Genomic DNA, 12,982 nt, shown 5'->3' on the forward strand with positions numbered 1-12,982 from the left:
ACAAACCCATGAACATTCATGAATATCAGGCCAAGGCTCTGCTGAAGGGTTATGGCGCGCCGGTTGCTGAAGGCGTTGCTATCCTGAAGGTCGAAGAGGCCGAAGCTGCTGCCAAGTCGCTTCCCGGCCCGCTCTACGTGGTCAAGAGTCAGATCCACGCCGGCGGCCGCGGCAAGGGCAAGTTCAAGGAGCTTTCTCCTGAAGCCAAGGGCGGCGTTCGTCTTGCCAAGTCGATCGACGAAGTGGTCGCCCATGCCAAGGAAATGCTCGGCAACACCCTGGTGACCGCGCAGACCGGTGAAGCAGGTAAGCAGGTCAACCGCCTTTATATCGAGGACGGCGCAGACATCGCCCGCGAACTCTACTGCTCGCTGCTTGTCGACCGCTCGGTCGGCCGCGTCGCCTTTGTGGTGTCCACCGAAGGCGGCATGGACATCGAAGCCGTCGCCCACGACACGCCCGAAAAGATCCACACGATCGCTATCGATCCGGAAGCCGGCGTGACCGCCGCCGACATCGCGGCGATCTCCAAGGCTCTGGCGCTCGAAGGCGCTGCTGCGGAAGACGCCAAGTCGCTCTTCCCGGCGCTCTACAAGGCCTTCAACGAGAAGGACATGGCCCTTCTGGAAGTCAATCCGCTGATCGTCATGCAGAATGGCCACCTGCGCGTGCTCGACGCGAAGATGTCATTCGACGGTAATGCGCTGTTCCGACACGACGACGTCAAGGCGCTGCGCGACGAGACGGAAGAAGACGCCAAGGAAATCGAGGCCTCCAAGTGGGACCTCGCCTATGTGGCGCTCGACGGCAATATCGGCTGCATGGTCAATGGTGCCGGTCTCGCCATGGCGACGATGGACATCATCAAGCTCTACGGCAAGGAGCCGGCGAACTTCTGTGACGTCGGTGGCGGCGCTGGCAAGGAAAAGGTCGCTGCGGCCTTCAAGATCATTACCGCCGACCCGAAGGTCGAGGGCATCCTCGTCAACATCTTCGGCGGCATCATGCGCTGCGACGTCATCGCCGAAGGCGTTGTCGCGGCGGTGCAGGAAGTGGGACTGAAGGTTCCGCTCGTCGTGCGCCTCGAAGGCACCAATGTCGAGCTCGGCAAGAAGATCCTGAACGAGTCTGGTCTCGCTATCACGGCGGCTGACGACCTTGACGACGCGGCGAAGAAGATCGTCGCGGCGATCGAAGCCTAACCTGGAAGGACCGGAACCAATGTCTATTCTCGTCAACAAAGACACAAAGGTCATCGTCCAGGGCCTGACCGGCAAGACCGGAACTTTCCATACGGAGCAGGCGCTCGCCTATTACGGCACCAAGATGGTGGGCGGCGTTCATCCCAAGAAGGGCGGCGAATCGTGGTCGTCCGGCGTCGACGGCACGTCGCTGCCGATCTTTACCTCGGTTGCGGAAGCCAAGGAAAAGACTGGTGCCGACGCGACCGTGATCTACGTGCCGCCGGCAGGCGCCGCAGACGCGATCATCGAAGCGATCGAAGCCGAGATTCCGTTCATCACCTGCATCACGGAAGGCATTCCGGTCATGGACATGGTGCGCGTCAAGGCTCGCCTCGACCGTTCGAAGTCCCGCCTGCTCGGACCGAACTGCCCAGGCATCCTGACGCCGGAAGAATGCAAGATCGGCATCATGCCGGGCTCCATCTTCCGCAAGGGTTCGGTCGGCATCGTTTCCCGTTCGGGCACGCTCACCTACGAAGCCGTGTTCCAGACCTCCAACGAGGGTCTCGGCCAGACGACAGCTGTCGGCATCGGCGGCGACCCGGTCAAGGGCACCGAGTTCATCGATGTGCTTGAAATGTTCCTCGCTGACGAAGCCACGCAGTCGATCATCATGATCGGCGAAATCGGCGGCTCGGCGGAGGAGGATGCCGCACAGTTCCTCAAGGACGAAGCCAAAAAGGGCCGCAAGAAGCCGATGGCTGGCTTCATCGCGGGCCGTACGGCGCCGAAGGGCCGCACCATGGGTCACGCCGGTGCGGTGGTTTCCGGCGGCAAGGGTGACGCGGAATCGAAGATTGCCGCCATGGAATCGGCAGGCATCAAGGTGTCGCCGTCTCCGGCCCGCCTCGGCAAGACCTTGGTTGAAGTCCTCAAGGGCTGACGCCACATAAGGGACAATCGCTGTCGATAGATAGGCGGCGATTGATCCGGCAAGTTTCAGACAGGCGAAGCAGTCCAAGCCTCGCCTGTCTGTTTCGCGCCTTAGGCGCGCGCCGCCCCGGCGGCTGAAAATAACAGACGAAGACCAGGAAAATGCGGATGCCGGAAGTTGTTTCGGTTTCCGATTACGTCAGGAGGCGGGCGCGGCGCCCGCAGGAAACCATGGCACGGCAAGAAGCCAACGAGCAGTTCCTCATCACTTCCTTCCTCGACGGCGCGAATGCGGCCTATATCGAGCAGCTTCATGCCCGGTATGAGGACGCCCCGAATTCGGTAGCCCCGGAATGGCAAGCCTTTTTCAAGGCACTGGCCGATAACCCGAATGACGTGAAGAGCGCGGCGCGTGGGGCCTCCTGGCAGCGCAAGAACTGGCCGATCGCTGCCAACGGCGAGCTGGTGTCGGCGTTGGACGGCAATTGGCCGGTCGTGGAAAAAGCCATCGAAAGCAAGGTCAAGGCGAAGGCCGAAGCTGCGGCAGTTGCCGCCGACAAGCCGGTCAACGAGGCTGACATCCTGCAGGCAACGCGCGACAGCGTCCGCGCCATCATGATGATCCGCGCCTATCGCATGCGCGGCCACCTGCATGCGAAGCTCGATCCTCTCGGTCTTGCCGCTCCGGTCGAGGATTACAACGAGCTTTCGCCGACGGCATACGGCTTCACGGAAGCCGACTACGATCGCAAAATCTTCATCGACAACGTGCTGGGTCTTGAATACGCGACCATCCGCGAGATGATCGCGATCCTCGAACGCACCTACTGCTCGACGCTCGGCGTCGAATTCATGCATATCTCCAACCCGGAAGAGAAGTCTTGGATTCAGGGCCGTATCGAAGGGCCGGACAAGGGCGTCGAATTCACGCCCGCCGGCAAGAAGGCGATCCTCCAGAAGCTGGTCGAGGGTGAAGGCTACGAGCAGTTCCTCGACGTCCGGTTCAAGGGCACCAAGCGCTTCGGCCTCGACGGCGGTGAATCGCTGATTCCGGCGCTCGAACAGATCATCAAGCGTGGCGGCCAAGAGGGGCTTGAGGAAGTCGTGCTCGGCATGGCGCACCGCGGTCGCCTCAACGTGCTCACCAACGTCATGGGCAAGCCGCACCGCGCCGTGTTCCACGAATTCAAGGGCGGCTCGTTCAAACCTGACGAAGTCGAAGGTTCGGGCGACGTGAAGTACCATCTCGGCGCTTCCTCGGACCGCGAGTTCGACGGCAACAAGGTCCATCTGTCGCTGACGGCCAACCCTTCGCATCTCGAAATCGTCAACCCGGTCGTCATGGGCAAGGCTCGCGCCAAGCAGGACCTGCTGGCGAAGGTGTGGGAAGGTGACGTCATTCCGCTCAAGGAGCGTGCCAAGGTTCTGCCGCTCTTGCTGCACGGCGATGCGGCCTTTGCCGGCCAGGGCGTCGTGGCGGAAATCCTCGGCTTGTCCGGTCTGCGCGGCCACCGCGTCGCCGGCACCATGCACTTCATCATCAACAACCAGATCGGCTTCACCACCAATCCGGCCTTCTCGCGCTCCTCGCCCTATCCGTCCGACGTTGCCAAGATGATCGAAGCCCCGATCTTCCACGTCAACGGCGACGATCCGGAAGCGGTCGTCTATGCGGCGAAGGTTGCAACCGAATACCGGATGAAGTTCCACAAGCCGGTCGTGATAGACATGTTCTGCTACCGCCGCTTCGGTCACAACGAAGGCGACGAGCCGGCGTTCACGCAGCCGAAGATGTACAAGGTGATCCGCGGCCACAAGACGGTTGCACAGCTTTACGCCGACCGCCTGATCTCGGAAGGGTTGCTTTCCGAGGGCGAATTCGAGAAGATGAAGGCCGATTGGCGCGCTCATCTCGAAGCGGAGTTCGAAGCCGGCCAGAGCTATAAGCCCAACAAGGCCGACTGGCTGGACGGCCAGTGGTCCGGCTTGCGCTCGGCCGACAATGCCGACGAACAGCGGCGCGGCAAGACCGCCATGCCGATGAAGCAGCTGAAGGAGATCGGCCGCAAGCTGTCGACGGTTCCGGACGGCTTCAACGCCCACCGCACGATCAAGCGCTTCATGGAAAACCGCGCGCAGATGGTCGAGACCGGCGAAGGCATCGACTGGGCGATGGCCGAAGCTCTCGCTTTCGGTTCGCTTGTCACGGAAGGCACAAAAATCCGTCTTTCCGGTCAGGATTGCGAACGCGGCACGTTCTCGCAGCGTCATTCGGTGCTCTACGATCAGGAGACCGAGGAGCGCTTCATTCCGCTCGCCAATCTGTCTCCCACCCAAGCCCGCTACGAAGTCATCAACTCGATGCTCTCGGAAGAGGCGGTGCTTGGCTTCGAATACGGCTATTCGCTGGCGCGTCCGAATGCGCTGACGCTTTGGGAAGCGCAGTTCGGGGACTTTGCAAATGGCGCGCAGGTGGTTTTCGACCAATTCATCTCGTCGGGCGAGCGCAAGTGGCTGCGCATGTCCGGTCTCGTCTGCCTTCTGCCGCATGGCTATGAAGGCCAGGGCCCGGAACATTCGTCCGCCCGTCTGGAGCGTTGGCTGCAGATGTGCGCCGAAGACAATATGCAGGTCGCCAATTGCACGACGCCGGCGAACTACTTCCACATTCTGCGCCGGCAGGTGAAGCGCGACTTCCGCAAGCCGCTGATCCTGATGACGCCGAAGTCGCTGTTGCGGCACAAGCGTGCAACCTCGACGCTGGCCGAAATGGCGGGCGAATCCTCCTTCCACCGCCTTTTGTGGGACGATGCGGAGGTCATCAAGGACGGCCCGATCAAGCTGCAGAAGGATGCCAAGATCCGCCGCGTCGTGCTCTGCACCGGCAAGGTCTATTACGACCTGCTCGAAGAGCGCGAAAAGCGCGGCATCGACGACATCTACCTGCTGCGCATCGAACAGCTTTATCCGTTCCCTGCCAAGGCGCTCATCAACGAGTTGTCCCGCTTCCGGAACGCGGAGATGGTCTGGTGCCAGGAAGAGCCGAAGAACATGGGCGCCTGGGCGTTCATCGATCCGTACCTGGAATGGGTGCTGGCGCATATCGATGCGAAGTATCAGCGGGTCCGTTATACGGGTCGCCCGGCTGCGGCTTCGCCGGCAACGGGTCTGATGTCCAAGCATCTGGCGCAGCTCGAGGCCTTCCTCGAAGACGCGCTCGGCGGCTAAGGAGAGAGGCCGATGGCCTATTTTCACCTGAAGCTCGTACCGCCAAGGCCGGGCTTTCCGTTCGATGCATCGCCGGAGGAAATGTCGGCGATGCAGCTTCATGCCGATTATTGGCGGGAGCTTGCGGAAACGGGCAGCGCGATCGCCGTCGGTCCGGTCTTTGCAGTGGACGGGGCTTTCGGCATCGCTGTGGTGGAGGCCGCCGACGAGCCCGCTGCCCAGGCGCTGGCGGACGGGGATCCGGTGATCAAGGCGGGCTTCGGCTTCCGGTTTGAAATTTCTCCCATGCCCTCCATCATTCTCCGGAAGTCAGCGGCAACCGCCGCGGCTGCCGAATAAACGAAAACAACCATTCAGGAACTCACAACAATGGCCACTGAAATCCGCGTTCCCACCCTCGGAGAATCCGTCAGCGAGGCAACCGTCGGCACCTGGTTCAAGAAGGTGGGCGACACGGTCAAGGCGGACGAGCCGCTTCTCGAACTCGAAACGGACAAGGTGACCGTCGAAGTTCCGGCTCCGGCTTCCGGCGTTCTGACCGAGATCGTCGCCAACAACGGTGAAACCGTGGGCCTCGGCGCCCTGCTCGGCCAGATTGCCGAAGGTGCTGCAGGTGCGGCTACTGCCACTCCGGCTGCCAAGCCCGCGGAAGCCGCGCCCGCCAAGGCTGCAGAACCCGCAGCTCCGGCTCCCGCTGCTGCCCCGGCCGCCGCATCCTCTATGCCGCCGGCTCCGGCCGCTGCGAAGATCGCCGCCGACAACAACATCTCCACCTCGGACATCGACGGTTCCGGCAAGCGTGGCCAGGTTCTGAAGGGTGACGTGATCGCAGCCGTCGCCAGGGGAGTTTCCGCCCCGGCCCAGGCACCTGCAGCTCCGGCCGCTCCCCGTCCGGTTTCCTCTGCCGACGATGCTGCCCGCGAAGAGCGCGTGAAGATGACGCGCCTGCGCCAGACTATCGCCCGTCGTCTGAAGGATGCGCAGAATACCGCCGCCATGCTGACCACCTATAACGAGGTGGACATGAAGGCCGTCATGGACCTGCGTAACAAGTACAAGGACATCTTCGAGAAGAAGCACGGCGTGAAGCTCGGCTTCATGGGCTTCTTCACGAAGGCTGTCACCCATGCCCTGAAGGAACTGCCGGCAGTCAATGCCGAGATCGACGGCACCGACATCATCTACAAGAACTATTGTCACGTCGGCGTTGCCGTCGGCACCGACAAGGGTCTGGTCGTTCCGGTCGTTCGCGATGCCGACCAGATGTCGATTGCAGAGATCGAAAAGGAGATCGGCCGCCTCGGAAAGCTTGCCCGCGACGGCCAGCTTTCGATGGCTGACATGCAGGGCGGGACCTTCACCATTTCCAACGGCGGCGTTTACGGATCGCTGATGTCCTCGCCGATCCTGAACGCTCCGCAATCCGGCATCCTCGGCATGCACAAGATCCAGGAGCGTCCGGTCGCGATCGGCGGTCAGGTCGTCATCCGTCCGATGATGTATCTGGCGCTGTCCTACGATCACCGCATGGTTGACGGCAAGGAAGCCGTAACCTTCCTCGTCCGTGTGAAGGAAAGCCTCGAAGATCCGGAACGGCTGGTCCTCGATCTCTAAGACGGGAGCCTGACATGGAGACGCTCGGGGTTACGGTCACGCCTTACATGGCGCTGCTTGCCCTGAGCGTGATCCTGCTCGTTTTCCATATCCTGCTCCAGGGTGTGCTTTCGACCCGTGAGCTTGGCTCGGCTTGGAACGCCGGTCCGCGGGACGATGGCCGCGAACCGAGCGGCAAATTTGCCGGTCGTGCCGCAAGGGCGTCCGGGAATTTCCGGGAGACCTATCCGGCCTTTGTAGGCTTGCTGCTCGGCGTCGCCTTTGCGGGCGACGACTCCTCGGGTTCCGGTCTTGCCGGCGGATGGATCTGGTTTGCCGCGCGGATCGTCTACGTGCCTCTCTATCTCGCAGGCATCCCTTATCTTCGATCTTTCGTCTGGCTGATCAGCATGTTCGGATTGCTGGCCATGATGATCGCGCTTTTCTGGTGACGCCATGAGCCTTTGCCTGAAGACATGGCTGCTGCCTTTATGCCTGATGCCGGCCGTGGCTTCGGCCGCAGACAGATGCGCGATCGAAAAGGCGGTGTTTGTCGAGGCGGAGGCCGGAACCGTCCTCTCCTTCAAGCCCGTGGGGTCCGATGCGGCGGCGGTCAGCCATCTGTTCACCGTGACCGGCGGCAAGCTGAAGCTCGACGGCAACGTCATGTATGACGAGGACTCCGCTCGCCCCGCCGGAATGGCAATGAACAATTGCCCTCAGGGAGATGCAACGGGGGCCGAATTGAGAGCCTGCACCGTTTGGACAGGCGTGCCTTATGCTCTGAACGTCGCGAGCGGCCATATCGACATATTAGGCCCCGAGGGCAGCCAGGCGCCGGATGCCGTCCTGATGTCTGGCCTCGGACCTGCAATCCGGCATTCAGGCTTGTGGGAGAAGAGCGGCCTCAAGTCGGTTCCGTGGGATCTCTACGAATTCAAGGAATGTACAAAATGACGGAAGCGTCCGTTCTACTGGTAACCGGCGGAAGCCGCGGTATCGGCGCGGCGGTTTCGCTTCTGGCAGCAAGCCGCGGCTGGCATGTGGCGGTGAACTACACGTCCAATCAGAAGGCCGCCGAAGAAGTCGTCGCCGCCATCGAGGCGGCAGGCGGCAAGGGTGTTGCAATCAAAGCCGATGTCGGCAACGCGGCCGAGATCGTTTCGATGTTCGAGGTCGTGGATAAGCATTTCGGTCGGCTCGACGGGCTGGTGAACAATGCCGGCATTGTCGACATACCGCAGCGCATTGACGAAATGAGCGCGGAACGTGTCGAACGCATGATGCGGATCAACGTGACCGGCTCGATCCTGTGTGCCGGCGAGGCCGTGCGTCGCATGTCCACGAAGCGCGGCGGCAGGGGCGGCGCGATCGTCAACATTTCCTCCATGGCTGCCAAGCTAGGTTCGCCAGGCCAATATGTTGACTATGCCGCCTCCAAGGCTGCGATCGATACCCTGACGATCGGGCTAGCGCGCGAGGTCGCGACCGAGGGCATACGCGTCAACGCAATTCGTCCGGGCGTCATCGACACGGAGATTCATGCGTCCGGAGGCCTGCCGGACAGGGCGCGAGAAATGGCTTCCAGCATTCCCATGCAACGGCCGGGCAGGGCGGAGGAGGTGGCGGATGCCGTCCTCTATCTTCTATCGCCGACGGCTTCCTATATAACCGGCGCTATCCTCGACGTGAGCGGCGGGCGCTAACCGAATAGAGAAAAGGAAAGACACTATGGCTTATGATGTGATCGTAATCGGAAGCGGCCCGGGCGGTTATGTCTGCGCGGTCAAGGCGGCTCAGCTCGGCCTGAAGGTCGCGGTCGTCGAAAAGCGCGCCACCTATGGCGGCACCTGCCTCAATGTCGGCTGCATCCCGTCAAAGGCGCTGTTGCACGCTTCGGAGATGTTCCATCACGCCGCTCATGGCATGGACGCGCTCGGCGTCGAGGTTTCCGCTCCCAAGCTGAACCTCGAGAAGATGATGGCGCACAAGGATGCGACCGTGAAGTCCAATGTCGACGGTGTTTCTTTTCTCTTCAAGAAGAACAAGATCGACGGCTTCCAGGGCACCGGCAAAATCGTTGCGGCGGGCAAAGTCTCGGTCACCGGCGAGGACGGCAAGGTTCAGGAGATCGAGGCGAAGAATATCGTGATCGCAACGGGCTCGGACGTCGCCGGAATTCCCGGCGTCAATGTTGAGATCGATGAGAAGACTATCGTCTCCTCCACCGGCGCCATCGCACTCGACAAGGTGCCGCAGCATCTGGTGGTCGTCGGCGGCGGCGTCATCGGCATGGAGCTCGGCTCCGTCTGGTCCCGCCTCGGGGCAAAGGTCACCGTCGTGGAATATCTCGACAAGCTTCTAGGCGGAATGGACGGTGAAGTTTCCAAGCAGTTCCAGCGCATGATGGCAAAACAGGGCATGGATATCCGCACCGATGCTAAGGTCACCGGCGTCGAGAAAACCGCCAATGGCGCCAAGGTCACTTATGAACCGGTCAAGGGCGGGGAGGCCCAGACCGTCGAGGCCGACGTCGTGCTGATCTCGACGGGCCGCAAGCCCTATACGGCAGGTCTTGGCCTCGAAGAGGCGGGCGTGGCGCTCGATAATCGCGGCCGCGTCGAAATCGACGGCCATTTCAAGACCAACGTGGCTGGCATCTATGCGATCGGCGACGTGGTGAAAGGGCCGATGCTCGCACACAAGGCGGAAGACGAAGGCGTGGCGCTTGCCGAAATCCTCGCCGGGCAACACGGTCATGTGAACTACGATGTCATCCCGGGCGTCGTCTACACCCAGCCGGAAGTCGCCTCCGTCGGCAAGACAGAGGAAGAGCTAAAGGACGCAGGCGTCGCCTACAAGGTCGGCAAGTTCCCGTTCACCGCAAATGGCCGTGCACGTGCCATGCTGGCGACGGACGGCTTCGTGAAGATCCTCGCCGACAGGGAGACCGACCGGGTTCTCGGCGGCCATATCGTTGGTTTCGGGGCCGGCGAGATGATTCACGAGATTGCCGTTCTCATGGAATTCGGGGGCTCTTCCGAAGACCTCGGCCGTACCTGCCACGCACACCCGACGATGTCGGAGGCCGTGAAGGAAGCGGCGCTCGGCACCTTCTTCAAGCCGATCCATATGTAAGCGGCCAGGTTGATCGAAGGTTGAAAGAGGCGGGATGCAAGTCCCGCCTTTTCTGTTCAGGCGGAGTCTGTGTCGGCCTGCTTGGCGCCGCTTTGGCAATCATCAAATCCAGGATTAAATCTTGGACAGGATTGCTGCTTTCGCTTGAGAGTCGGGCGAAGCCTCATAGACTGGCTGCCATGTTCCCGTTTTCCGAAAGGTGGAGACAATGGCAACCTCCTTCTCACTTCCGCAGCGCATCCTGCATTGGCTGATGGCCGGACTGATCCTTTTCAACCTGCTCTTCGCCGAGGCGATGGAGACCTGGGGTCGAGCCTTCTTCGGCGGGCAGACGCCGACGCCCGAGCAGGTGAATGCCGCCAATATCCATGCCTATGTGGGCATCGCGGTGCTGGTACTGGCCCTTGTCCGGCTCTGTCTTCGCTTCATCCAGGGCGCTCCGCCGGAACCGAAGGAAGAGCCGCCCTTGCTGCGCATGGTCGCGAAGATCAGCCACTGGGCCTTTTATGCGCTGTTCTTCGTGATGCCGTTTGCCGGTATCGGCGCCTATTATTTCGGAAACAAGACCGCAGCCTTGGCCCATGCCGGGCCGATGAAACTCTTCATGTGGGGGCTCATCCTCGCCCATATCGGCGGCGCGCTTGTGCACCAGTTCTACTGGAAGACGGATGTGATGAGGCGGATGACCCGCGGCGTTAGTTCGCCGCTGTAACCGTGAAGCCCTGCTTGCGCAGCAATTCGATCAGGCCTTCTTCGCCAGGCAGGTGAAGAGCGCCGACGGCAACGAAGGCGGCGCCCTCTGCAAGTATCGGGGCGGCGCGCTCTGCCATCAGATGGTTGCGCTTGGTCACGACGATCTTCTCGAATTCAGCATATCCTGCTTCGTCGCTGCCATCGGGTGCGACTGCCTTCAGCAGCGGCATCGTGATGCCGATATCTCCGGCAAGATAAAGTTCCGTCATCGTTTCAAAGACGTCATCCATTTTTGGCCCGAGCCGTATGGTCTCAACCAGGGATTTCAAGTGAAACTCGATCGGGATAGCCGCCATCGCCGACAGCTGCTCTGCGAAGGTTTCCAATCCTTTCACGGACTTTCCGGCCGCCATGGCATCACGGGCGATCTGCTTGTCGAGGAAATCGGGATTTTTGGCCTTCCGCGCCATTTCGCAGGCAGGCAGGGAGACGAAGGACATCAGCATCCACGGTTTCATGCGTGAAACGGCAGCCAGCGGAATACCGCGCTTCTTCAACCCGGCTTCAAGAAGCGTGATCTCCTCTTTCGGCAACAGTTTTTCGATCGAGCTGCCGTCCGTGAACATGGTGAGTTCGGGCTTGGTGAGAATGCCAGCCATTGCCTTCTTCTCGTCCAGCACCTCGTCCGATTCGATGACGACGGTCTTGCTGGCAGCTTGAGCTCTCACCGCAGCCGGCGACATGGCGAGCACGCGGGGGTCGGAGACGTGCATGGTCCCAAGCAGGTAGGAAGGCGCAACGCCGTCCTTCTCGATCTTCCACAACACGCCCTTGCCATTGGGAACCTTGGCACCTTCGGCTACGACCTGCTCGTAACGGGAGGGATTTTCGACCTTCATCTCCTCAAGGAGGTTCGTCCCACCGCAACCCGTCACGTCTGCGCGGGCCGGAGACAACGCGCCGAGAATGAGAAGGAAAGACGCAAGCGCGATCACGTGGACACTGGCGATCAGCCAAAGCGTCAGGCTTTGAGCGCGCTGGAAAAAAGCGCCGGCGGTGGGATAGGCGGGGGTCATCATGTCATCCGTCTGAGAGGCAGCGGCATCTTACCCGTGGCGACTGCACAAGCGCTTAACGCCGGTGGTTAAAACTTGGTTCATGCGCGGGGATGGGCGCGGTCGTAGACCTCAAGCAGCCGCGATGAATCCACGCCCGTATAGACCTGGGTGGTGGATAGGCTGGCATGGCCGAGCAGCTCCTGGATCGTGCGGAGATCGCCGCCGCCGGCCAGCAGATGTGTGGCGAAGGAATGCCTCAGGGCATGCGGTGTTGCCGTCTCCTGCAGACCGAGGGCGCTTCTCAGCTTCTGCATCTCGCGCTGGATGATGGCTGGCTGCAGCGGCCCTCCGCGGGCACCCCGGAACAACGGCTCATCGGCGGCGAGATGATACGGACAGAGTTTCCTATAGGTGGCGACAGCTTCGAACACGACCGGAAGAAGGGGCACGATGCGGGTCTTGCCTCCCTTGCCCGTGATGCGCAGGGTTGTCGATTCCGGTGTCAGGTCCGTGGGCTGCAGCCCTAGCGCCTCCGAAATGCGCAGACCGCAGCCATAAAGGAGAGCAAGGACTGCCGCGTCCCGTGCGGCAATCCACGGCTCTCCCTGCAATTGTGCGTCTATCTTGACCAGGTCGAGGGCCTGGCGATCCGTCAGTGGCTTGGGAAGCGATTTCGGCTGCTTCGGCGCACGGATGGCGCCTGCGGCGGCTGCATTTACCAATCCCTTGCGCTCCAGATAGCGCAGAAACGAGCGCAGTCCGGCCAGATGGCGCCCGAGCGAGCGGGCGCCAGAACCCTCGCGACGGCGTGCAGCCAGGAAGGCTCGCAGATCCGCCGGACGCAGCGAATGGATGTCGGAAAGTTTGACGGGGCCGCCCATATGACCTGTCAGGAACGTCAGAAATTGACGCGTGTCCCGCTCATAGGCATCGAGGGTGTTGCTCGACAAACGACGCTCGCTGGCGAGGCTCTCGAGCCATGCGCGGCGCTTTTCCATCAGATCGGGTGCGGCAATAATCAGCAGTTCATTCAATCTACGGCCTGTTGAATTCCGGGAAAGGACGCCCCAGATTGCTACCGACGGCGTTACGGAATTCCTAATCATTGGTAACTATGTCATCGTTCGATCACACGGGGCTGCGATATACCGCAGG

The 12,982-nt window shown here is 61.4% G+C and carries 12 protein-coding genes; 10 read left to right on the top strand and 2 right to left on the bottom strand.

The window, feature by feature from the left end:
* The first annotated feature begins 8 nt into the window (after positions 1 to 8).
* The 10 genes from sucC to EDE09_RS12900 all read left to right on the top strand — a co-directional run bounded on the left by sucC (position 9) and on the right by EDE09_RS12900 (position 10,788).
* Positions 9 to 1,202: an ADP-forming succinate--CoA ligase subunit beta gene (sucC, locus tag EDE09_RS12855; RefSeq protein ID WP_132410825.1), complete on the top strand. Its 1,194-nt coding sequence runs from the start codon at positions 9 to 11 to the stop codon at positions 1,200 to 1,202.
* A 19-nt stretch (positions 1,203 to 1,221) separates the two neighbouring features.
* Complete coding sequence (gene sucD / locus EDE09_RS12860) at positions 1,222 to 2,127, top strand: succinate--CoA ligase subunit alpha (protein ID WP_105372745.1); 906 nt, start codon at positions 1,222 to 1,224, stop codon at positions 2,125 to 2,127.
* A gap of 221 nt (positions 2,128 to 2,348) precedes the next feature.
* On the top strand, positions 2,349 to 5,345 hold the full coding sequence (locus EDE09_RS12865; RefSeq protein WP_132410989.1) for a 2-oxoglutarate dehydrogenase E1 component: 2,997 nt from the start codon (positions 2,349 to 2,351) through the stop codon (positions 5,343 to 5,345).
* 12 nt (positions 5,346 to 5,357) lie between these two features.
* Positions 5,358 to 5,684 (top strand): YciI family protein, encoded by a 327-nt coding sequence (locus EDE09_RS12870; RefSeq protein WP_132410827.1) that lies wholly within the window; start codon positions 5,358 to 5,360, stop codon positions 5,682 to 5,684.
* 30 nt (positions 5,685 to 5,714) lie between these two features.
* On the top strand, positions 5,715 to 6,959 hold the full coding sequence (gene odhB / locus EDE09_RS12875) for a 2-oxoglutarate dehydrogenase complex dihydrolipoyllysine-residue succinyltransferase (protein ID WP_132410829.1): 1,245 nt from the start codon (positions 5,715 to 5,717) through the stop codon (positions 6,957 to 6,959).
* 14 nt (positions 6,960 to 6,973) lie between these two features.
* Complete coding sequence (locus tag EDE09_RS12880; protein WP_132410831.1) at positions 6,974 to 7,390, top strand: MAPEG family protein; 417 nt, start codon at positions 6,974 to 6,976, stop codon at positions 7,388 to 7,390.
* 4 nt (positions 7,391 to 7,394) lie between these two features.
* Positions 7,395 to 7,895 (top strand): hypothetical protein, encoded by a 501-nt coding sequence (locus EDE09_RS12885; protein ID WP_132410833.1) that lies wholly within the window; start codon positions 7,395 to 7,397, stop codon positions 7,893 to 7,895.
* A complete protein-coding gene (locus EDE09_RS12890) occupies positions 7,892 to 8,644 on the top strand; it encodes an SDR family oxidoreductase (protein ID WP_132410835.1) in 753 nt (250 codons plus the stop codon). Before EDE09_RS12885 ends, EDE09_RS12890 begins: the two co-directional genes overlap by 4 nt.
* A 25-nt stretch (positions 8,645 to 8,669) precedes the next feature.
* A complete protein-coding gene (gene lpdA, locus EDE09_RS12895) occupies positions 8,670 to 10,076 on the top strand; it encodes a dihydrolipoyl dehydrogenase (RefSeq protein ID WP_132410837.1) in 1,407 nt (468 codons plus the stop codon).
* Between the two features lie 208 nt (positions 10,077 to 10,284).
* Positions 10,285 to 10,788, top strand: a complete 504-nt coding sequence (locus EDE09_RS12900) for a cytochrome b/b6 domain-containing protein (protein ID WP_132410839.1) — start codon at positions 10,285 to 10,287, stop codon at positions 10,786 to 10,788.
* On the opposite strand, the gene EDE09_RS12905 is transcribed toward EDE09_RS12900, so the two are convergent.
* Together EDE09_RS12905 and EDE09_RS12910 are read right to left on the bottom strand one after the other, a co-directional pair.
* Positions 10,772 to 11,845, bottom strand: a complete 1,074-nt coding sequence (locus tag EDE09_RS12905) for a TraB/GumN family protein (RefSeq protein ID WP_132410841.1) — start codon at positions 11,843 to 11,845, stop codon at positions 10,772 to 10,774. The two genes, EDE09_RS12900 and EDE09_RS12905, sit on opposite strands and share 17 nt — an antisense overlap.
* Before the next feature lie 80 nt (positions 11,846 to 11,925).
* Positions 11,926 to 12,861, bottom strand: coding sequence for a tyrosine recombinase XerC (locus tag EDE09_RS12910; RefSeq protein WP_165924170.1), 936 nt, complete (start codon positions 12,859 to 12,861; stop codon positions 11,926 to 11,928).
* Between the last annotated feature and the right edge of the window lie 121 nt (positions 12,862 to 12,982).

Origin of the sequence: Neorhizobium sp. S3-V5DH, assembly GCF_004343065.1 — a bacterium.
GTDB lineage: Bacteria > Pseudomonadota > Alphaproteobacteria > Rhizobiales > Rhizobiaceae > Neorhizobium > Neorhizobium huautlense.